Annotated in this window: 12 protein-coding genes; 5 read left to right on the top strand and 7 right to left on the bottom strand. The window is 66.3% G+C overall.

Annotated features, from left to right (window positions below):
• Nucleotides 1-21: 21 nt before the first annotated feature.
• Nucleotides 22-2,160, bottom strand: coding sequence for a type I secretion system permease/ATPase (locus ACZK45_RS05280; protein ID WP_235202901.1), 2,139 nt, complete (start codon nucleotides 2,158-2,160; stop codon nucleotides 22-24).
• A 258-nt stretch (nucleotides 2,161-2,418) separates the two neighbouring features.
• Between ACZK45_RS05280 and ACZK45_RS05275 the strand changes: the two genes are divergently transcribed.
• The 3 genes from ACZK45_RS05275 to ACZK45_RS05265 all read left to right on the top strand — a co-directional run bounded on the left by ACZK45_RS05275 (nucleotide 2,419) and on the right by ACZK45_RS05265 (nucleotide 8,082).
• Nucleotides 2,419-3,450, top strand: coding sequence for a LacI family DNA-binding transcriptional regulator (locus ACZK45_RS05275; protein WP_180837910.1), 1,032 nt, complete (start codon nucleotides 2,419-2,421; stop codon nucleotides 3,448-3,450).
• Between the two features lie 132 nt (nucleotides 3,451-3,582).
• Nucleotides 3,583-4,485 (top strand): ABC transporter ATP-binding protein, encoded by a 903-nt coding sequence (locus ACZK45_RS05270; protein ID WP_180837909.1) that lies wholly within the window; start codon nucleotides 3,583-3,585, stop codon nucleotides 4,483-4,485.
• A 12-nt stretch (nucleotides 4,486-4,497) separates the two neighbouring features.
• The gene (locus ACZK45_RS05265; protein ID WP_346485540.1) at nucleotides 4,498-8,082 is read left to right on the top strand and encodes an ABC transporter permease/M1 family aminopeptidase; all 3,585 of its coding nucleotides are present in this window, start codon (nucleotides 4,498-4,500) and stop codon (nucleotides 8,080-8,082) included.
• Nucleotides 8,083-8,197: 115 nt separating this feature from the next.
• Here ACZK45_RS05265 and ACZK45_RS05260 read toward each other — a convergent pair whose 3' ends face one another.
• The 6 genes from ACZK45_RS05260 to ACZK45_RS05235 all read right to left on the bottom strand — a co-directional run bounded on the left by ACZK45_RS05260 (nucleotide 8,198) and on the right by ACZK45_RS05235 (nucleotide 14,968).
• Nucleotides 8,198-8,491 carry a hypothetical protein gene (locus ACZK45_RS05260; protein WP_336685778.1) on the bottom strand — a complete coding sequence of 98 codons (294 nt, stop codon included), beginning with the start codon at nucleotides 8,489-8,491 and terminating at the stop codon, nucleotides 8,198-8,200.
• Nucleotides 8,488-8,952 carry a GNAT family N-acetyltransferase gene (locus tag ACZK45_RS05255; protein WP_317217222.1) on the bottom strand — a complete coding sequence of 155 codons (465 nt, stop codon included), beginning with the start codon at nucleotides 8,950-8,952 and terminating at the stop codon, nucleotides 8,488-8,490. The genes ACZK45_RS05260 and ACZK45_RS05255 overlap by 4 nt, the downstream gene beginning before the upstream one ends.
• 115 nt (nucleotides 8,953-9,067) lie before the next feature.
• Nucleotides 9,068-9,454 (bottom strand): SseB family protein, encoded by a 387-nt coding sequence (locus ACZK45_RS05250; RefSeq protein ID WP_032129588.1) that lies wholly within the window; start codon nucleotides 9,452-9,454, stop codon nucleotides 9,068-9,070.
• Between the two features lie 122 nt (nucleotides 9,455-9,576).
• Nucleotides 9,577-11,292 carry an alpha-amylase family glycosyl hydrolase gene (locus ACZK45_RS05245; protein WP_478445552.1) on the bottom strand — a complete coding sequence of 572 codons (1,716 nt, stop codon included), beginning with the start codon at nucleotides 11,290-11,292 and terminating at the stop codon, nucleotides 9,577-9,579.
• Nucleotides 11,292-12,779: an MFS transporter gene (locus ACZK45_RS05240; protein ID WP_293794709.1), complete on the bottom strand. Its 1,488-nt coding sequence runs from the start codon at nucleotides 12,777-12,779 to the stop codon at nucleotides 11,292-11,294. Before ACZK45_RS05240 ends, ACZK45_RS05245 begins: the two co-directional genes overlap by 1 nt.
• A complete protein-coding gene (locus ACZK45_RS05235) occupies nucleotides 12,776-14,968 on the bottom strand; it encodes a glucosidase family protein (RefSeq protein ID WP_478445551.1) in 2,193 nt (730 codons plus the stop codon). Before ACZK45_RS05235 ends, ACZK45_RS05240 begins: the two co-directional genes overlap by 4 nt.
• A 237-nt stretch (nucleotides 14,969-15,205) precedes the next feature.
• On the opposite strand from ACZK45_RS05235, the gene ACZK45_RS05230 reads away from it, so the two are divergent.
• Both ACZK45_RS05230 and ACZK45_RS05225 read left to right on the top strand, forming a co-directional pair.
• A complete protein-coding gene (locus ACZK45_RS05230) occupies nucleotides 15,206-17,257 on the top strand; it encodes a glycoside hydrolase family 97 protein (protein ID WP_478445550.1) in 2,052 nt (683 codons plus the stop codon).
• Nucleotides 17,258-17,505: 248 nt separating this feature from the next.
• On the top strand, nucleotides 17,506-20,274 hold the full coding sequence (locus ACZK45_RS05225; RefSeq protein WP_478445549.1) for a TonB-dependent receptor: 2,769 nt from the start codon (nucleotides 17,506-17,508) through the stop codon (nucleotides 20,272-20,274).
• Nucleotides 20,275-20,445 lie beyond the last annotated feature (171 nt).

The following is a 20,445-nucleotide window of genomic DNA, read 5'->3' as shown; positions in this document are numbered from 1 at the left end:
CCTTGGCTGGGCCCGCGGTGGTCAGTTCAGCGGGGCCGCCACGGCGGGCAGGCCCATCTGTTTGGTGTAGAGCAGTGAGTAACGGCCTCCCGCGCGGAGCAGATCCTCGTGCGTGCCGGTCTCGGTGATGCGGCCACGTTCGAGGGTCACGATGCGGTTGGCCTGGCGTACCGCCGAAAGACGATGCGCGATGATGATCACGGTGCGGCCAGCGGACATCCGCTTGAGGTTGTCCTGGATGACTTCCTCGCTCTCCGCATCCAGCGCCGAGGTCGCTTCGTCGAAGATGAGGATCTTCGGGTCGATGGCCAGCGCGCGAGCGATCGCCAGGCGCTGACGCTGCCCGCCGGAGAGGTTGCCGCCGCGCTCGTCGATGCGCGTGTCGTAGGCCTCGGGCAACTCCAGGATGAAGTCGTGCGCCCCCGCCAGCTTGGCCACCTCCACCACCCGGCTCATCGGCATCGCCGGGTCGGCCATGGCGATGTTCTCGCGCACGCTGCGGTTGAACAGCAGGTTTTCCTGCAGCACCACACCCACCTGTCGCCGCAGCCACGCCGGATCCACCATGGACAGATCGACACCATCCACCAGCACACGGCCGCGCTCCGGGGTGTGCAGGCGCTGGATCAGCTTGGTCAGGGTCGACTTGCCGGATCCCGAGGGCCCGACCACGCCGAGGATCTCACCCGGAGCAATCTCCAGACTGACCGACGACAACACTTCCTGCCCCTCAGGCCGATAGCGGAACGACACGTGCTCCAGCGCGATGCGGCCATCCACTGCCGGCAGGCTGGCACGCGAGGGTGAGCTGGCCGGTTCGGTAGGGGAGTTGAGGATGTCGCCCAGCCGCTCCACGGCAATGCGCGCCTGCTGGAAGTCCTGCGCCAACTGCGCCAGGCGCAGCACCGGCCCGGCAACCTGCCCGGCAAGCATGTTGAACGCCACCAGTTCGCCCACGGTCAGCTTGCCGTCAATCACCAGCCGCGCGCCGAAGAACAGGAGTGCCACGGTGGCCAGCTTGTGGATCAGCTGCACCGCCTGCGAGCCCCAGTTGGCCAGCATGCTGGCGCGGAAGCTGGCCTGGATGTAACCCGCCAGCTGCTTGTCCCAGCGGTTCTGCGCCTGCGGCTCGACCGCCAGCGCCTTGATGGTCTCCACACCGGTCACTGCTTCGACCAGGAACGACTGGTTTTCGGCACCGCGCACGAACTTTTCATCCAGGCGGCGCCGCAGCATCGGCCCGACCACCATGACCACCACCGCGTACAGCGGCAGCGTGATCAGTACGATCAGCAGCAATGCAGGGCTGTACAGCCACATCACGGCCAGGAACACGATGGCGAAGAACAGGTCCAGCACGACCGTCTGCGCCGAAGAGGTGAGGAACTCGCGGATGGTTTCCAGTTCGCGCACGCGCGCCACCGAATCGCCCACCCGGCGCGCCTGGAAATAGGCCAATGGCAGATGCGTGAGGTGGGAGAAGAGCTTCGAGCCAAGTTCGGCATCAACGCGGCTGGTGGTGTGCGAAAACAGGTAGGTGCGCAGTCCGCCCATCAGCACTTCGAACACCGAAACCACCAGCAGGCCGAGGGCAAGCACTTCCAGCGTGGTGATGCCTTTGTGCACCAGTACCTTGTCGATCACCACCTGGAAGAACAGCGGCGTGATCAGTGCCATCAACTGCAGGAAGAACGAGGCTACCAACACGTCACGCAGCAGGCGGCGATACTTCACCAGGGCAGGAATGAACCAACCGACATCGAAGCGCCTCACGGCGCCGGCCACGCTTTCACGCGTGGTCATCAGCAACAGGCGGCCATCGAACTCCTGCGAGAACTCGCCAAGGGACAGCGTGACCGGGCGTCCGTCGGCCGCCGCGTCGAAGCACAACACGTTCTCGGCGTCAGCCTTGAGCACGAGCGTATAGCGCCCGTCGGCCAGGCAGGCGATGGCGGGCAGCGGATGGTCGCGCAGCGCGGTTACCCGCGCCTGTACCACGCGTGCTTTGACGTCCATCCGCTTGGCCAGGCGCAACAGATCCTGTGTATCGATACGGCCTTCGGGGTGGCCCAGCTGGTGCCGGAGCTGGTCGGGGTCGGCAGGCCGATCCAGAAACCCCAACAGGGCGACGAAGCACGCCAGCGCGCCTCCATCGTCCACGCACAGTGACTCCTGCAGATCGATCCCTGATCCGTTACTGCCCACGTCAACTGCCTTGTTGTCCCCTGGTGCGCGGACTCTAGGGCCATGCCATGGCAGCTGTCCATCTGCTGAATGCGCTTTTGTGCAAATCAGGTCAAAGTGACAAATTGGTCACATTTTTCAACATCAATCCCGTTCATCCAGACAGGAGCGCACCTGCGAGCGGAGGGCCAGCCTCATGGCATCATGATCGCTGCACGTTCCCTATCCGTTCCCATGACGATCAAAGGCAAAGCCACCTCCCTGGACATCGCCCACCTGGCCGGGGTCTCCCAGCCGACCGTGTCGCGGGCGCTCCGTGGCAGCCCGATGGTCAATGCCGAGACCCGCGAGCGCATCCTGCGCATCGCCCGCGAACTGAACTACAAGGTCGACAAGAACGCCTCCAGCCTGCGCCTGCGCAACGCCGGCACCCTGGCCCTGCTGTTCTTCGAAGACCCGACCAACGACGACTCGCTGATCAACCCGTTCTTCCACTCGATGCTGGGCTCGATCACCCGCGCCTGCGCCCTGCACGGGCAGGACCTGCTGGTATCGTTCCAGCAGTTGTCCACCGACTGGCAGGCCGATTACGAGGACAGCAACAAGGCCGACGGCATCATCCTGCTCGGCTACGGCGACTACCACGAATCGCGCGACCGCCTGCAGCGGCTGGTTGAACAGGGCACGCACTTCGTGCGCTGGGGCGCCGCCCTGCCCGGCCAGCCCGGCTTGTCGATCGGCAGCGACAACTTCCAGGGCGGGCATGACATCACCACCCACCTGTTGCAGCAGGGCTGCCGCCGCATCGCCTTCCTCGGCCATGCCTCCAGCCATTACCCCGAATTCCAGGAACGCTACCGCGGCCATGTCGCGGCCCTGCAGGACCACGGCCTGGGCGCCGAACCGGCGCTGCAGCACGATGCGATCACCACCGAGGCTTCCGGCCAGGAGGCCTGCCAGGTGCTGCTGGCGCGCGGTGAACCGATCGATGCGATCTGCGCCGCCAGCGACCTGATCGCCATCGGTGCGATGCGCGCGCTCCGCGAGGCTGGCCTGCGGGTGCCACAGGACGTGGCGGTGACCGGCTTCGACGACATCCCACTGGCGGCCTCGGTATCCCCGGCGCTGACCACCGTGCAGCAGGACACCAAGCAGGCCGGACAGCTGCTGGTGGAGCGCCTGCTGGCACTGATCGGCCGGCAACCGGTGGAGAGCCAGAGCATCCCGGTGAAGCTGGTGGTGCGGGAATCTTCGCTGCGCGGGTAAGCGCTGCCAGGCCACCGCCCCACGCCCCAACGTGCGACGGCGGAATTCTCCCCCCATGACCAACGGCGGATGCGCACGGAGGCTGATGCGCGGATAACGCGCAGACATCGCCCATTGAAAGGTGTACGTCGCATGCTGAAGATCGATTCGCTGTCCAAGACGTACGCCAACGGCGTGCATGCCCTCAACAACGTCAACCTGGACATCCCGCGCGGCATGTTCGGCCTGCTCGGCCCGAACGGCGCCGGCAAATCGTCGCTGATGCGCACGCTGTCCACCCTGCAGGAGGCCGACAGCGGCACGGCCGTGCTCACCATCCCCGGCGAGACACCGATCGACGTGCTGCGCGACAAGGACGCGGTGCGCCGCCGGCTGGGCTACCTTCCGCAGGATTTCGGCGTGTACCCGAAAGTCAGCGCGCTGGACCTGCTGGAGCATTTCGCGGTGCTCAAGGGCCTGACCCAGCGCGCGCAGCGCCGCGAGGTGGTCGATGGACTGCTGCAGCAGGTGAACCTGTGGGACGCCCGCAAACGCAAGCTGGGCACCTACTCCGGCGGCATGCGCCAGCGCTTCGGCATTGCCCAGGCGTTGCTGGGTGACCCGCGGCTGGTGATCGTCGATGAACCCACCGCCGGCCTCGACCCGGAAGAACGCAACCGCTTCCTCAACCTGCTGGCGGCCATCGGCGAGAACGTGGCGGTGATCCTGTCCACCCACATCGTCGAGGACGTAACCGATCTGTGCCCGACGATGGCGATCATGAACAAGGGCCAGGTGCTGCTGACCGGCCGTCCTGCCGAAGCCATTGACGCCCTGCAGCACCAGGTCTGGCGCAAGCAGGTCGATCCTTTGGAACTGGCCGACCACGAAGCGCGCTATGTGGTGCTGTCGACCCGCCTGGTCGGTGGCCGCCCGGTGATCCACGTGCACAGCGCCAACGACCCCGGCGACGGCTTTGCGGCCGTAGCTCCCGACCTCGAGGACGTGTACTTCCAGCGCCTGCGCCTGCAGGCCCGTGCCCGCGCGGCAGCCTGAGCGGAGCACGCCATGATCCTCAACTTCTTCCGCTTCGAGCTGCGCGAGCAGCTGCGTTCCCCGCTGCTGTGGCTGCTGGCCGGGCTGTTCGCCCTGCTCGCCTTCGCCGCCGCCTCCAGCGACGCCGTGCAGATCGGTGGCGGCACTGGCAACGTGCACAGCAACGCGCCCACCGTGATCGCGCAGATGCTGGGCATCTTCACCCTGCTTGGCATGCTGGTCACCGCACTGTTCGTCAGCAATGCGCTGTTGCGTGACTTCGAACTCGGCACCGCCGAACTGATCTTCGCCAGTCCGGTGAAGCGCCGCGATTACCTGGCCGGGCGCATCGCTGCCGCCCTGGCGGCCGGGCTGCTGGTCTACGTCCTGATCGCGTTCGGCCTGTGGCTGGCGCCGTTCATGCCGTGGGTCGATCCCGAGCGCATGGGCCCGATCAGCTGGCAGGGCTATGCGTGGACGTTCGCGGTCATCGTCATTCCGAACCTGCTGTTCACCACCGCGCTGCTGTCGCTGCTGGCGGCGCTGACGCGCTCGATCCTGTGGGTCTACATCGGCCTGGTGGCCTACCTCGTGCTGTATGGCGTCAGTGCAGCCCTGCTGCGCGACATCGACAACACGTGGATCGCGGTGCTGAGCGAACCGTTGGGCATGCGCGCACTGGGCCGCACGATCCGCTACTGGTCCACCGCCGAACGCAACAACGGGATTCCCGAGCTGGCCGGTTACCTGCTGGCCAATCGCGCCCTGTGGTTGGGCGTGGCTGCCGCGCTGTTCACCGCCACCTTCGCGCTGTTCCGCACCGAACGCAGCGGCAGTGGCCGTCGGCGCTGGGGCCTCAGGCAGGCGCAACCGGTTGCCGATGCCGGCGCCGTCCGCCCCACCCGCGCAACGCTGCCGCGCGTGGTACCGGCGTTCACTACCACCACGGCGTGGCAGCAGTTCCTGCGCCAGGTCCGCTTCGATACACGTGGCGTCCTGCGCAGCGTGCCGTTCATCGTGCTGCTCGTGCTCGGCCTGGCCAACTTCCTGCCCAGCGCGCTGTTCCGGCAGACCCTGTACGGCACCTCGATCTGGCCGGTCACCTCGCAGATGATCATGGGCCTGCAGGGCGCCTTCAGCTGGCTGCTGGTGATCATCGTGCTGTTCTTCGCCGGTGAGCTGGTCTGGAAGGAACGCAGCGCGCGCATCAATGAAGTGACCGATGCCATGCCGGTGCCGAACTGGGTGCCGCTGCTGGCCAAGTTCACTGCACTGCTGGCGGTGATCGTCTGCTTCCAGGCCGCCGGCGCGCTGGCGGCGATGGGTGTGCAGCTGGCCAAGGGCTACACGCATCTTGAGCCGCTGCTGTACCTGCGCAGCCTGGCCCTGGATTCGGTGGTCTACATCCTGATGGGCGGCCTGGCGCTGGTGCTGCAGGTGCTCACCAACAACAAGTTCGTCGGCTACGCACTGCTGATCGTGGTGATGATCGGCCAGGGTGTGCTCGGCCTGCTCGACTACACGCAGAACCTGTACAACTTCGGCAGCTGGCCCAACGCGCCCTATTCGGACATGAACGGCTACGGCCACTTCCTGACCGGGCAGCTGGCGTTCCAGGGCTACTGGGCCCTGTTCCTGCTGACGTTGATGTGCCTGGCATCGGCATTCTGGGTGCGTGGCGTCAGCCAAGGGCTGCGCCAGCGACTGGCCCTGGCCGGCCGCCGCCTGCGCGGTCCGACCGGCGTCTTCGCTGGAGTAGCGGCCTTGGCCTTCATCGGCGTGGGCGGCTGGCTCTACTGGAGCACCAACATCCGCAACGAGTTCATCTCGCCCGACCAGCAGCTGGATCTGCAGGCCCGCTACGAGCGCGAGCTGTCGAAGTACCGCACTTTGCCGCAGCCTCGCATCGTGGCGGTGGACAACCGCGTGGACCTGTTCCCCGAATCGCAGTCGATGGTGATCGATGCGAACTGGACGGTGCGCAACACGCATGCCGTGCCAATCCAGGACGTGCATGTCTCGATGGGCGACGACAAGCAGCTGGTCGCGGCTGACCTGGGTGGGCAGACCTTGTCGATGCACGACGCCGACCTTGGCTACCGCATCTACCGCCTGGCCGCGCCACTGCAACCGGGTGAAAGCCGCAACGTCCACTTCCGGGTGGTGCAGAAACCCAATGGCATCACCGCCGGCCAGGCGCCGAGCAACATCGTCGACAACGGCACGTTCTTCAACAGCCGCGTACTGCCGTCGTTCGGCTACAACGAAGGCGCCGAGATCAGCGACCGCAACGAGCGGCGCAAGCGCGGCCTGGGTGAGCCGCGGCGCATGCCCAAGCTGGAAGACGAAGCCGCGCGTGCCAACACCTACATCTCCAACGATGCCGATTGGCTCGACTTCCGCACCACGGTCTGCACCGCACCGGACCAGGTGGCGCTGGCGCCGGGCTACCTGCAGAAGGAGACCGCGGTGAATGGCCGCCGCTGCTTCAGCTACGCCATGGATCGGCCGATGCTGAACTTCTACGCCTATCTGTCGGCACGCTGGGAGGTGCGCAAGGCGAAGTACAAGGACATCCCGATCGAGGTCTACTTCGACCCGGCGCACGGCTACAACGTGGACCGGATGATCGAAGCGGTGCAGAAGTCGCTGGCCTACTACGAAGCGAACTTCACGCCCTACCAGCACCGCCAGGTACGCATCATCGAGTTCCCAGGCTATGCGCGCTTCGCGCAGTCGTTCGCCAATACCATCCCCTACTCCGAGGCCATCGGCTTCATCGCCGACCTGCGCGATCCGGACAAGGTGGACTACGTGTTCTACGTGACCGCGCACGAGATCGCGCACCAGTGGTGGGCGCACCAGGTGATCGGTGCCAACGTGCAGGGCGCGACGGTGCTCTCCGAATCGTTGTCGCAGTACTCTGCGCTGATGGTGATGGAGCAGGAGTACGGCCGCCAGCACATGCGCCAGTTCCTCAAGCGCGAGCTGGATGGCTACCTGTCCGGACGCGGTGGCGAGGCCATCGAGGAGCAGCCGCTGGAGCGCGTGGAGAACCAGCAGTACATCCACTACCAGAAGGGTTCGCTGGTGTTCTACCGGCTGCGCGAGGAAATCGGCGAGCAGGCGCTGAACCGTGCGTTGAAGCGCTTCCTGCAGGACAAGGGCTATCAGCAACCGCCGTACACCACCTCACGCGAACTGCTGGGCTACATCCGGGCGGAGACCCCGGCCGACCGCCAGCAGCTGGTCACCGACCTGTTCGAGAAGATCAGTTTCTACGACAACCGGGTGATGGCCGCCAGCGCCCGCAAGCGTGCTGACGGTCGCTACGACGTGACCCTGGACCTGCACGCCGCCAAGCAGTACGCCGATGGCAAGGGCAAGGAGAGCGACGGCACGATGGATGACTGGGTCGAGATCGGCGTGTTCGCCAACGGGCCGTCGGGCAAGGAACGCGACCAGAAGGTGCTGTATCTGCAGCGCCACCACATCACCAGCGCCGCGCCGAAGATCACGGTGACGGTGGATGAAAAGCCGGATGAAGCAGGCTTCGACCCGTACAACAAGCTGATCGACCGCGTGAGCGATGACAACCGGCGCAAGGTGACGATGTGAGGCAACGGGGCGCCGGCCTGTCCGCCGGCGCTCCACGCAACACCTGCGGGCTTGGCTCGGCCTTACTGTAGTGCCGAGCCATGCTCGGCATACTGCCCACGGTGACCGCGAAGCTTCAGCGCACCGTCGCCTTCGGCCCCAGCAACGCCAGCAGCACATAGACCACGATCGAGGCGACGGTACCGAGCGCCGCCGGCAACCCGAATGCCCACGCCGAACGGCCCTGCTGGCGCGCCCACTGGGCCAGATGCCAGGCCGCGCCCAGGTTGATCAGCCAGGCAATGACGAAGACCGGCCACAGCACCATGCCCACCGCGCGCAGCAGGGGCATGGAGACCAGTGCGGCAACGATGGCTGCGATCAGGAAGATCAGTGCTGAGCGGGAGTGCCGGGCCGTTGCGGCGCTCATGCGGCCAACCTGCGCACCATCACCAGCACGCGGTGGCTGCGGTTGTCGGCTTCCTGCAGCGGCTTCCAGCCCAACCGCGCATACAGGCCGCCATCCAGGGATTCGGTCTGCAGGTACAGTTCGGAAACCCCCATCCGCACCGCCTGCGCCGCGGCCTGCTCGACCAGCGCGCCAGCCAGCCCACGCCCGCGATGACTATCGGCCACGAACACGCTGCCCAGCCAATGCTCGTACTGCGGGAAGGCCTGCATTTCCCGGCGCTTGAGCTGCACGGCACCGACCACCTGGTCGCCATCGAAGGCGGCGATCAGGTGCGGGAAACCCTCGGCGTCCTGAGGTGTGTTCAGCCGCTGCAGTTCCTGTTCCAGCGACAGGCCGGCGTCGCGGCCCCATTCGGCGTGGTACCACCGGGCCAACTGCTGCCGTCCCGGTGCGCCGGCGGGTAATACCCTGAATTCCATGGCAATGCCTCGATGGGGAAGCGTTCTGTAGAGTCGAGCCATGCTCGACTGATCTGGCACTGTGCGAAAGGCAGTCGAGCATGGCTCGACTTTACAAATATAGCGCGGTGGCGGTTCAGCTCTGGGCGAAGTCCTTCAGGATCTCGCCGACGCCGCTCGGCGAAATCTCAAAGCCCAGCGAAGTGCCCGGATTGATCACCACGCCATAGCCACCCGGCACGCGGCGCAGCACGTCCAGCATCAGCCAGCGGATCTGGTGTTCGGCCTGCTGGCTGTAGATGCCCACCCGCGACGGGTCGGTGAACACGGCCACGTGCAGGGTGCCCTGCTTGTCGAACAGCAGCGGGTCGAAGCCGCTGCCGTCGGGGGTGACCAGGCTGCCGGTCAGCAGCACCACTTCGGAGGCGACGAAGGCCTCCATGAAGGCGCGGATCGGCACCGCCCCGTCCATCGCCGCCTTCAGCAGGGTTTCGATCGGGGTCTGCGGGGCGAGGTCGGTCATGGCGGTACGGCGGGGCGTGAGGGGCGCCTATTGTGCCGGATGCAGGCAAACCAGGTAGTGCCGGCCGCTGGCCGGCACCTGAAGGTGCCATGGATTCATGGGTTGCCGGCCAGCGGCCGGCACTACCGCCCCAGCCGCTGATCCCGCGCCTTCTGGTCGGCCATCGCCTTGTCCAGCTCGGCCTGCAATGCCGGCTGCTGCACGGCGGCGTCCAGCACGTAGACCTTCACGCCGTGCGCGGGTACGTCGGCCTTCAGGGATGCATCCACCTGCAACGAACCGCCGTCCAGTGCATCGCGCCAGCGGCCCGCCTGCACGTAACGCGACACGGTGAGGGTCCTGGTCCGGTCGCCCTTGTTCAGCAGCACCAGCGCGGTCTGCGCCACGTCGCCCTGCTGCAGCACGCGGAAGAACACCGCTTCATCACCCTGCAGGCGCTCGTTCACCTGCAGGCCACGCTGCAGCGCCGGCGTGGCTTCGCGCAATCGCGCGATACGCTGCAGCGGCGCGAAGATCGGACTCTCCGGTGCGGCATCCACACGCGGCTGGCCGAAGTAGGCACGGTTGCCGGCATGCTCGGCACGACCACGCATGAAGCCGGTTTCCGAGCCGTAATAGACCACCGGAATGCCGCGTGCGGTGAACAACCAGTTGTGCGCATCGATGAAGCCGCTGTCGCTGGCCTGCAGGCGCGGCATGTCGTGGTTGTCGTAGAAGCTCATCAGCTCATACGGGTTGGCGTACGGGCCACCGCTCAGGTGCAGCGGCTCGGCCAGGGTCTCGAAGCCCTTTCCGGCGGTGCCGAAGGTCTGCTCCAGTGCGCCGCGCAGCGGGAAGTCGAGCACGCTGACATTGGCGTTGGCCGGCCAGGTGTGTTCGGCGATGCTCGCGGCGTTGTAGTCGAACGCTTCGCCGAACATGAACATGCCCGGATGCTCGGCGCGGATGCGCTTCACGAAGGCATGCCACCACGGGTGCGGCAGCCAGCCGATGGTGTCGATGCGCAAGGCATCCACGCCCTGCGCGGTCCACTGCAGGTAAGCACCCACCAGATAATCCATCACCGCCGGATTGTCCTGGTTGAAGTCGGACAGCTCGGCAAGGTTGCCGTCGAAGATCGATCCGTTCTTGCCGTCGACCGGACCGATGTTGTTGTAGAACGCGTGCAGCGGGTTGTGCTTCGGATCCAGCTTCCGCGGTGGCAGGTTCTGGTGGTCGGCGATCAGCGTTCCGCCCTTGTCGAAGATCTGGCCGAACTGCGGCTGCCGCGTCGGCATGGTCCAGGCCGGCGAGCCGTGGTTGCCGACGATGTCCAGCACCACCTTCAGGCCTGCGCCATGCAGGCCCTTGGTCAACCCCGCGAAGTCCAGGTCCTTGCTGGGCAGGTGCTCATCGAGCTTGTAGAAGTTGATGCCCCAGTAGCCGTGGTAGCCGGTTTTGCCGCGATCGGTCAGCGTACTGGTGCAGCTGATCGGCTTGCTGCCGGTGAACGCCTCGTCCGGGTTGTCAACGATCGGCGTGATCCATACCGCGCCGAAGCCGAGGTTGCGGATGTACTGCGCATTGTCGAGCACGCCGCGGAAGTCACCGCCGAGATAGCCGATGTTGCCGTCCACCTTGTCCGGGCACGGCACCGGGATATCGAAGGTGCGGTGCGTGCCGCCCTGGTCGCGATGATCATTGGACGGGTCGCCGTTGACGAAGCGGTCGGTGACCACGAAGTACACCGCATCGCTGGCGAACGGCTCAGTGGTGCCCACATAGTCCGGGCGTGGCGCGGCCGCCGCATGGCCGGCCAGCAGTACCAGGGAAACAGCAACAGACAGCGCACCACGCATCACACCACCTCCGGACGGGACGGAACCCGCAGCACGCACAGGCCGGCGACGAACAGGCTGCAGCCGCCCAGCACCAGCACATGCATCGGCTGGCCACCCAGCCAGGCGCGCAGGGCAAAGCCGAGGGCACTGGCCGCGACCAGCTGCGGGATCACGATGAAGAAATTGAAGATGCCCATGTACACGCCCATCTTCGATGCCGGCACGCTGTCGGACAGCAGCGCATAGGGCAGCGAAAGAATGGACGCCCAGGCGAAGCCGACGCCGACCATCGACAGCAGCAGCCAGTGCGGGTCGCGGATGAACATCAGCGAGACCAGGCCGGCGCCGCCCAGCCACAGGTTGACCAGGTGGCTCCAGCGCAGGCCGATCGCACGCACCATCGGCGGGATCAGTACCGCGGCCAGCGCAGCGAAGCCGTTGTAGGCACCGAACAGAACGCCCACCCAGTTGGCGCCCTCGTTGTAGGCCGCTGACTGCGGATCGGTCGAGCCGAAGTGGGTACCCGCCACCGCGGCGGTGGTGTAGATCCACATCGCAAACAGCGCGAACCACGAGAAGAACTGCACCCACGCCAAACGACGCATGGTCACCGGCATCGCGCGCAGGTCGCCGACGATGGCGGCCAGCATATGCGTGGCCGGCAACGCACGCGCGGCCGCCAGCAGCAGGCCGTAGCCGGCGCACAGTCCTGCCAGCACATACAGCATCCTGTCGCCCTGCCGCCAGGCGATCAGCAGCGCCAGCACCACGCCGAGCCCCAGCCACAGCGCCACCTGTGCCCACGGCGCGGGGCCACTGATCGCAGCCCCTGCGTGGTGCGCCGGCGGCTCGGCATCGTCAAACCCGGCCAGCTCCGCCGGCGAGTACTCGCGGGTGCTGACCACCGTCCAGGTGATCGCCGCCAGCAGCACCACCGCGCCGAAGTAGAACGCATAGCGCACGGTATCGGGCACTTCGCCGGCAGCTGCGGTATTGGCAACACCGAAGTGGGCCAGGATGAACGGCAGGAAGCTGGCGACGATGGCGCCCACACCGATGAAGAAGCTCTGCATGGCATAGCCGGCCGGACGCTGGCGCGGCGCCAGCTGATCGCCGACGAAGGCGCGGAACGGTTCCATCGACACGTTGATCGAGGCGTCCAGCACCCACAAGGTACCGGCGGCGATCCACAGCGTCGGCGAATTCGGCATCACCAGCAGCGCCAGCGTAGTCAGTACCGCACCGATCATGAAGAACGGGCGGCGACGGCCCCAGCGCGTCCAGGTGCGATCGGACAGGTAACCGATCACCGGCTGCACCAGCAGGCCAGTCAGTGGCGCCGCGATCCACAGCCCGGGCACCGCGTCCATGTCCGCGCCCAGTGTCTCGAAGATGCGGCTGGCGTTGGCGTTCTGCAGGGCGAATCCGAACTGGATGCCGAGGAAGCCGAAACACATGTTCCAGATCTGCCAGAACGACAACTGCGGTTTGGCGGGACGACTCATCGTGCGCCCTCTTCCATCGCCACCGGCGCCACCGTCAGTGCCTGCACCTGGGCCTGGTTGAGCACACCATCACGCCCGCCCTTGCCGCCGGTGTAGTGCGCGAAGTGCTGCAGCGCGCTCATGTTGAAGCCCTCTTCAAGCGCGACCGTGCATTGCCCCTTGGGCACCGTGAATGTCGCCGAGGTCGAGTCCTGCATCGCCACGCTGTGCGGCAGAGTGACCGTATGCCGCTGCAATGGCTGGCCCGGGCACTGCAGCACCAGCTGCTTGACCGCAGCGGTGACGCCGGTGTTGATCGGCCCGTTCGGGTTGCGGTACTGCAGGCGCAGGCGCACCTGCCCGGCCTTGACCGAGGTGAACTGCCAGCGTTCCTCGCCCTTCAGCACCTGCTGCGGACCGACGCAGAGCGTCGGGCTGTGCAGCGACTCCAGCGCACCCTCGCGCAGGGTCAGGCTGAGGCAGTGCTGCAGGCCATCGTCGCTGATGTGCACCGGGCCATTGCTGGCGACGAGGGCCCTGCCGTCCTTCCACAGAACCTGCTCGGCTTGCACCGGAACGTTCCAGCCCGTGCCCTTGCGCAGGGCCTGCGGTGCCGCCGGTGTTGCGGGCGCACGTGCGTTGGCATCCGCAGTCGTGGCAGAAAAAACGGTTGCTGCCGGGTCGGCGACCAGCTGCACCGTGGTAGTCGTGCCACGTGTGATGGCGCTGCCGGCCACCAGCAGGCCATCGCCCACGTTCTGCGGGCGCTCCAGCACATAGCGCCTGCCGTTGGCTTCCAGCGTGATGCGGGGGTGCGTGCCGAACAGCTCCGGCACCAGCACGGCCGGCAGCTTGGGCTGCACGCGGCCATCGTCCTGCACACCGAACACACCTTCAAGCACCATCGACAGGTAGCCGGCCACCGACCACAACTGGCGTTCGGAGTTGACCACCGGGCCGCTCAGCGCACCTTCCTCGACATGCACGGCCTGGCTGACCAGTTCGTAGTTTTCCATGTTGGAACCGGCCAGCGCCGCGCCCTGCATCAGCGAACGGATCTCAGCGGCGATGCGCGGCGCATCGTCCAGCTGCCGCGCCGCACGCAGAGAGTACGCGCTGACAAACGGCCAGATCGCGCGGTTGTGGTAGATCGGTTGCTGCGATTCCTGCGGCCAGACCACCGGGCTGCCGGCTGGCCCCATCGGGTAGGCAGCCAGTGCACGGCGCGCGCGCTCGGGCGGCAGCACCTCGGCGAGGATGCCCAGCGACAGCCCGAGCAGATCGACCTTGACGTACGGCACCGGGTGCGCGGCTTCGCCGATGTAGCTCATGTACTGGCCGATATCCTCGCGCCAGAAGCGTGCATCGATCTGCTGTGCCAGCGCATCGGCCCACGCCTTGTACTCGGCCGCGCGGGCGTCGCCGTGCTGGCCGGCCAGGCGTTCGGCCAGGCGCAGTGCCTGGTAGTGCAGCACGTTGGTGGACAGTGCGTAGGAATCACCGATGAAGCGCACGTCCTCGCGGGTCCAGTCCGGATAGGTCTGCTCGCGCCAGTCCAGGAACGAGGTCTCACCACGGTACAGGCCCACCTGCGCGTCGAACACCATCGCGCGGTCCTGCGCCAGCGTGCCCTGCAGCGCCTGCCAGACCTGGTCGGCAAACGCGCGATCGTCCAGCAGGTGGCGTGCCGCCAGGAACCACACCACCCGGTCGCTGCTGATCGGCCAGCTGCCGCCGGAACCGGTGTCCTGCGCGACGAACAGGCCGGGCGTATGGCCATCGCGCGCTGCCGAGAGCTTGAACTGAAGCGACTGCCGGGTGCGCTGCGGGTCCAGCCGCGCCAGCGCCAGGTCGGCGGCGAAGCTGACATCGCGGGTCCACACGTAGGGCCAGCGCGCGCCGGTCTGGAAGCACTCGCATGGCACCGGCCGGCCTTCATCGAACGCGGGATCGCGGATCGCATCCACGCGGTCCTGGTCCATCTCCTGCTGGGCCAGCGCGAACAGTGCATCGAACATCACGCTGCCGGTCTGGCTGCGCATCGGCATGGGCGCGATACGCACCTCAGCCTTCGGCGCATGCAGCACGTAGCTGCCGTTGGCAGCGGCTTCGGCGCGCGCATGGCGGCCGTCGAATTGCAGGTCGGCCGCCTGCGCGGTCGATTCCAGCGCTGCCCCCAGGGCAGCGGTCAGGCAAATGATCTTCAGCATCGAAGCGGCGGACCGGCTTTCGCCCGTCGGCCTCCCTCCCTCTCTGCACGCGTTGTAGGTCCGCACCGTCGTTGTCGGCGGGCGGGCGCGGCCCCTCCCTCAAGGTGCCTTGGCCCCATGGTAGACGCGGGGCTGTCGGCTGCGTCCAGCTGCATACGTATTCATGGCGTTGCGCGGTAGCGGGCCTGCCGCGCTGGCTTATGGTCCGGGTCTGCCAACGGCGCCTTGGGAGGGGAAATGCCGATGTCACCCACTGCTGTACGCGCGGTGTTCGCGCACCTGCTCGGTCTGGCTCTGCTGGGCCTGGCCACGCTGGCGCAGGCCGCGCCGCAGGTGGCCAGCGTCGAATCACCGGGAAAGGTGCTCAAGGTCAGCCTGGTGCTGGACGGTGGCACCGCGCGCTATCGCGTCGAGCGTTTCGGCGAGACCGTGGTGGAAGATTCGAAGCTGGGCTTTGCCTTGCGCGATGGGCACCTGGACCGGGATTTCGCCCTGCTCGGCCAACAGCAACGCAGCGTCGATGACCGCTGGGAACAGCCCTGGGGCGAGCGCCGGATTACCCGCAACCGTTTCAATGAGCTGACCGTGCATCTGGCCGAGACCACCGGCAGCAAGCGCCGGCTCGATGTGGTGTTCCGCATCTACGACGATGGCCTCGGCTTCCGCTATGTGTTCCCCGAGCAGCCGAACCTGCACGAAGCGATCATCGATGACGAGCTGACCGAGTTCGCCATCGCGCAGGATTCCACCGCGTGGTGGATCCCTGCCGGCGAACCGATCCACTACGAGTACCTGTACCAGCGCACGCCGCTGCGCGAGGTTCCGCTGGTGCATACGCCGATGACCCTGCGCAGCCGCGATGGCCTGCACGTGGCGATTCACGAGGCTGCGCTGGTCGACTACGCCGGCATGTGGCTGCGCCGCACCGAGGGCCAGCGCCTGCGCGCGCAGCTCTCGCCCTCGGCCGAAGGCTGGAAGGTGCGCCGCGGCCTGCCCTTCGCCACGCCGTGGCGCACGCTGCAGATTGCCGACCGTGCCGGCGGCCTGGTCGAATCGGACCTGATCCTCAACCTCAACGAACCCAATGCGCTGGGTGATGTGAGCTGGGTGAAGCCGGCCAAGTACCTGGGGGTGTGGTGGTCGATGCACCTGGACAACGAGAGCTGGGCGACCGGGCCGAAGCATGCGGCCACCACCGCGAAGACGAAGAAGGTGATCGACTTCGCCGCCGCGCACGGCTTCCGTGGCGTGCTGGTGGAAGGCTGGAATCCGGGCTGGGACGGCATGTGGGTGGGCAATGGCTACGACTTCGATTTCACCCGTGCCACGCCCGATTTCGACATTGAAGCGCTGTCGGCGTATGGCCAGAACAAGGGCGTGCACCTGATCGGCCACCATGAAACCGGCTGCGCCATCGAGCACTACGAGGACCAGCTGGGCGCCGCGCTGGACCTGTATGCGCGGCTGGGCGTGGACCAGTTCAAGACCGGTTACGTCTGCGACGACGGTCAGGTCGACCGCCGCAATCCCTCGGGCGGCCCGCTGTGGCGTGAGTGGCATGACGGGCAGTTCATGGCGCGCCACCACCTGAAGGTGGTCCAGGAAGCGGCGCGGCGGCACCTGTCGGTGAACCCGCATGAGCCGATCAAGGACACCGGCCTGCGCCGCACCTATCCCAACTGGATCTCGCGCGAAGGCGCACGTGGCATGGAGTACAACGCCTGGGGCCAGCCGCCGAACCCGCCGGAACATGAGGTCAACCTGGTGTTCACCCGCATGCTGGCCGGGCCGATGGATTACACCCCCGGCATCCTCAGCCTGAAGGGCCGCCACGGCCAGGCCATTCCCAGCACGCTGGCACGCCAGCTGGCGCTGTACGTGGTGCTGTACAGCCCGATCCAGATGGCCGCCGACCTGCCCGAGCACTACCTGCAGCATCGCGAGGCATTCCGTTTCATCGAAGACGTCGCCGTGGACTGGGAGCAGAGCCGCGTGCTCGATGGCGAAGTGGGCGACTACGTGACGATCGTGCGCCGCGACCGCAACAGCCGCGACTGGTTCCTCGGCAGCATCACCGACGAGCACGGCCGCGTGCTGCCGGTGTCGCTGGGCTTCCTGGAGCCGGGCGTGCGCTATCGCGCCGAGATCTACCGCGATGGCGAGGGCGCGGATTTCCGCAGCAATCCCTTCGCATTCGCGCGCGAAACCCGAGAGGTGACCAGCGCCGATGCACTGACGCTGGTGCTGGCACCGGGCGGTGGGCAGGCCATTCGCTTCACGCCGCTGTGAATGCCCCGGTAGTGCCGGCCGCTGGCCGGCAAGCCGGTGAACGCGATTGACCAGCGGCCGGCACTACCGCAAACAGAACCTGAAAGCGATTACATCCCTGCAAACGCCATTGAATACGTATGCAGGGTGATTCCCGCGAAGAACGCGCTGCCTACCATAGCGGCGACGACAGCGGCCACCGCGTCGCACGTCCACGGTCACTCCGGGACGTTCACGAATCGATCTGCAACATTGCCTGGGAGGGGAAAATGTTGAACCACAAGCGCAGCGCGCTGAGCATCGCGCTGGCCGTTGTCCTGGCGCCGACGCTGGCGTCGGCACAGTCCACGCAGAGCACCACCACGCCGGCCGCCACCGCCGCCACCAACCTGGATACGGTGCAGGTCACCGGCATCCGCCGCGGCATCGAGAACGCAATCGCGATCAAGCAGGACGCCACCTCGGTGGTCGAAGCGATCTCCGCCGAAGACATCGGCAAACTGCCCGACGTCAGCATCGCCGAATCCATCTCGCGCCTGCCCGGCCTGGCTGCCCAGCGCGTGGCCGGCCGTGCGCAGGTGATCAGTGTGCGTGGCCTGTCGCCCGACTTCGCCACCACCCTGCTCAATGGCCGTGAAGTGGTCAGCACCGGCGACAACCGCGGCGTCGAATTCGACCAGTACCCGTCCGAGCTGGTCAACGGCGTGACCGTGTACAAGACCCCGGACGCGGCGCTGGTCGGCCAGGGCCTGTCGGGCACCATCGACATGCAGACCGCACGCCCGCTCAGCTTCGGCGAGCGCGTGATCGCGGTCAGCGGCCGCTACCAGAAGAGCTCCCTGGGCCGCGCCGCCAACATCGATCCGTATGGCAACCGTTTCAGCGCCAGTTACATCGACCAGTTCTTCGACAACACCCTGGGCATCGCCATTGGTTATGCGCACAGCGACATGCCGATCCAGGAGAACCAGGTCGGCCTGTACGAGCCGTGGACCACCGAACACACCGACAAGGGCGAGCGTCGCGGAATCGCACCTGGCACCTACTTCACCGATGGCATCAAGGCGCTGCGCCGTACCGGCAACAACAAGCGCGACGGCGTGATGGCAACGATCCAGTTCCGCCCCAGCAACAGCTGGACCAGCACCTTCGATGCGTTCCATACCGAAGCCGAGCAGATCGACACCGCCAACCAGTTCGAGCTGAGCCTCAGCGGCAACGGCGAGGACAGCAACAATCCCAACGCGATCCTGCCGGTGTTCAGCAATGTCGGTCGCAATGCCGATGGCAGCTTCACCGGTGGCACGATCAACAATGCGTACCCGCTGGTGCGCGGCATGTACAACAAGCGGAAGGACAAGATCGATGCGTTCGGCTGGAACAACGAGTTCAACGTCGGTGGCGTGAAGCTGCTCGCCGACCTGAACTACTCCAAGGCGACCCGCCGCGAGATCAATCTGGAAAACAACCTGCAGCTGGTGCCGCGCCCGCAGTTCGACACGATCGGCCTGGTGGTGAACAACAACAGCTTCTCGCAGATCACGCCGGGTCGTGACTACTCCAATCCGGACAGCCTGTTCCTGACCAACACGATCTATGGTTCCGGCTACGGCAAGGTGCCAGAGGTCGAAGACCGCTTGAAGGGCGCCAAGCTGGCGGCCACGCTGCCGGTTCCCGAGGCCATGTCCAGCTGGTTCTCCGATGTGGACGTGGGCGTGAACTATGCCGACCGTCGCAAGCAGAAGGCTCAGGCCGAAGGCAACATCCTGCTCGGCGCCCAAGGCGAATCCACCATCGCACCGGACCTGCAGTACCGCCCGGTCAACCTCGGTTTCGCCGGCATCGGCTACATCCCGTCGTGGAATGTGCCGGCAGCCGTCGGTCGTTACATGACCTTCAACCCGGTCGACAACCTGGACTACCTGATTCCGAAATCCTGGACGGTCGAGGAGAAGATCACCACGGCGTGGGCACGCCTGAACATCAACACCGACATCGGCGTGGTCGGCGTACGCGGCAACATCGGCGTGCAGATGCAGCACACCGACCAGAGCTCGGATTCGCGCTACTGGGACAGCTCGCAGCCGGCGGGCAGCAACATCCAGCCCTTCTCTGCCGGCAGGACCTACAAGGATTGGCTGCCAAGCTTGAACCTGGTGTTCATGTTCCCGCACCAGCAGACGCTGCGCTTCGCCGCCGCCAAGCAGGTCGCGCGCCCGCGCGTGGACCAGATGCGTGCCGGCCTGGAATTCGGCGTGGATACCAACAACGGCCGCCCCGGTGGCAGCGGTGGCAATCCGCTGCTGGATCCGTGGCGCGCCACCGCGCTGGATCTGTCCTATGAGAAGTACTTCGGCGAGAAGGCCTACGTGGCTGCGGCGATCTTCTACAAGGACCTGAAGAGCTACGTCTACACGCAATCGGTGGACAACTACGACTTCAGCGGCCTGCTCGGCAACTACGTGCCACCGCCGGGAATGACCGCACCGGTGCTGACCACCGGCACCTTCTCCACGCCGCAGAACGGCAAGGGCGGCACGTTGAAGGGGCTGGAGCTGACCGGGTCGTTCCCGCTGGAGATGCTGACCGACAGCCTGCGCGGCTTCGGCGTGCAGGCCAGCGCGACCTTCAACAAGAGCGACATCACCATCCTGGATCCGGAGAGCGCCTCCAGTGTGGGCACCGACCCGATCAGCCTGCCGGGACTGTCCAGGCGCGTGTACAACTTCACCGCCTACTACGAGCGCAGCGGCTTTGAAGCACGTGTGAGCCAGCGCCGCCGTTCGGACTTCATCGGTGAGATCGGCAACTTCAACGGCAATCGCACGCTGCGTTACGTGGTCGGCGAGAACGTGACCGATGCACAGGTCAGCTACACCTTCAGCGACAGCAGCAGCCTGCGCGGGCTGACCCTGCTGCTGCAGGGCAGCAACCTGACCAACGAGCCGTACCGCACCTACGCCGGCAGCAAGGACCGCCCGCTGGAATACATCGAGTGGGGCCGCACCTACATGCTGGGCGTGAACTACAAGTTCTGACCACGACCGGGTAGTGCCGGCCGCTGGCCGGCAGCACAAGGGGAGCAGGACCGGAAACCCGCTGCGCAGGCAGCGGGTTTTCTTTTGCGCAGATGCCGGCCGTTGGTCGGCAAGGCCCATCCACGCATGGCGTGGATAAGGGCCATCCCCAGTAGATCCACGCCATGCGTG

This window comes from Stenotrophomonas sp. 63632_Sma (assembly GCF_056482875.1).
This window is presented reverse-complemented; position numbering and strand designations above follow the sequence as displayed.

Excerpts from the sequence above, each read along its gene's own strand:
- ACZK45_RS05270 (WP_180837909.1), top strand. The coding sequence starts at position 3,583 with ATGCTGAAGATCGATTCGCTGTCCAAGACGTACGCCAACGGCGTGCAT.
- ACZK45_RS05225 (WP_478445549.1), top strand. The coding sequence starts at position 17,506 with ATGTTGAACCACAAGCGCAGCGCGCTGAGCATCGCGCTGGCCGTTGTC.
- ACZK45_RS05265 (WP_346485540.1), top strand. The coding sequence starts at position 4,498 with ATGATCCTCAACTTCTTCCGCTTCGAGCTGCGCGAGCAGCTGCGTTCC.
- ACZK45_RS05240 (WP_293794709.1), bottom strand. The coding sequence starts at position 12,779 with ATGAGTCGTCCCGCCAAACCGCAGTTGTCGTTCTGGCAGATCTGGAAC.
- ACZK45_RS05275 (WP_180837910.1), top strand. The coding sequence starts at position 2,419 with ATGACGATCAAAGGCAAAGCCACCTCCCTGGACATCGCCCACCTGGCC.
- ACZK45_RS05230 (WP_478445550.1), top strand. The coding sequence starts at position 15,206 with ATGCCGATGTCACCCACTGCTGTACGCGCGGTGTTCGCGCACCTGCTC.
- ACZK45_RS05255 (WP_317217222.1), bottom strand. The coding sequence starts at position 8,952 with ATGGAATTCAGGGTATTACCCGCCGGCGCACCGGGACGGCAGCAGTTG.
- ACZK45_RS05245 (WP_478445552.1), bottom strand. The coding sequence starts at position 11,292 with ATGCGTGGTGCGCTGTCTGTTGCTGTTTCCCTGGTACTGCTGGCCGGC.
- ACZK45_RS05260 (WP_336685778.1), bottom strand. The coding sequence starts at position 8,491 with ATGAGCGCCGCAACGGCCCGGCACTCCCGCTCAGCACTGATCTTCCTG.
- ACZK45_RS05250 (WP_032129588.1), bottom strand. The coding sequence starts at position 9,454 with ATGACCGACCTCGCCCCGCAGACCCCGATCGAAACCCTGCTGAAGGCG.
- ACZK45_RS05235 (WP_478445551.1), bottom strand. The coding sequence starts at position 14,968 with ATGCTGAAGATCATTTGCCTGACCGCTGCCCTGGGGGCAGCGCTGGAA.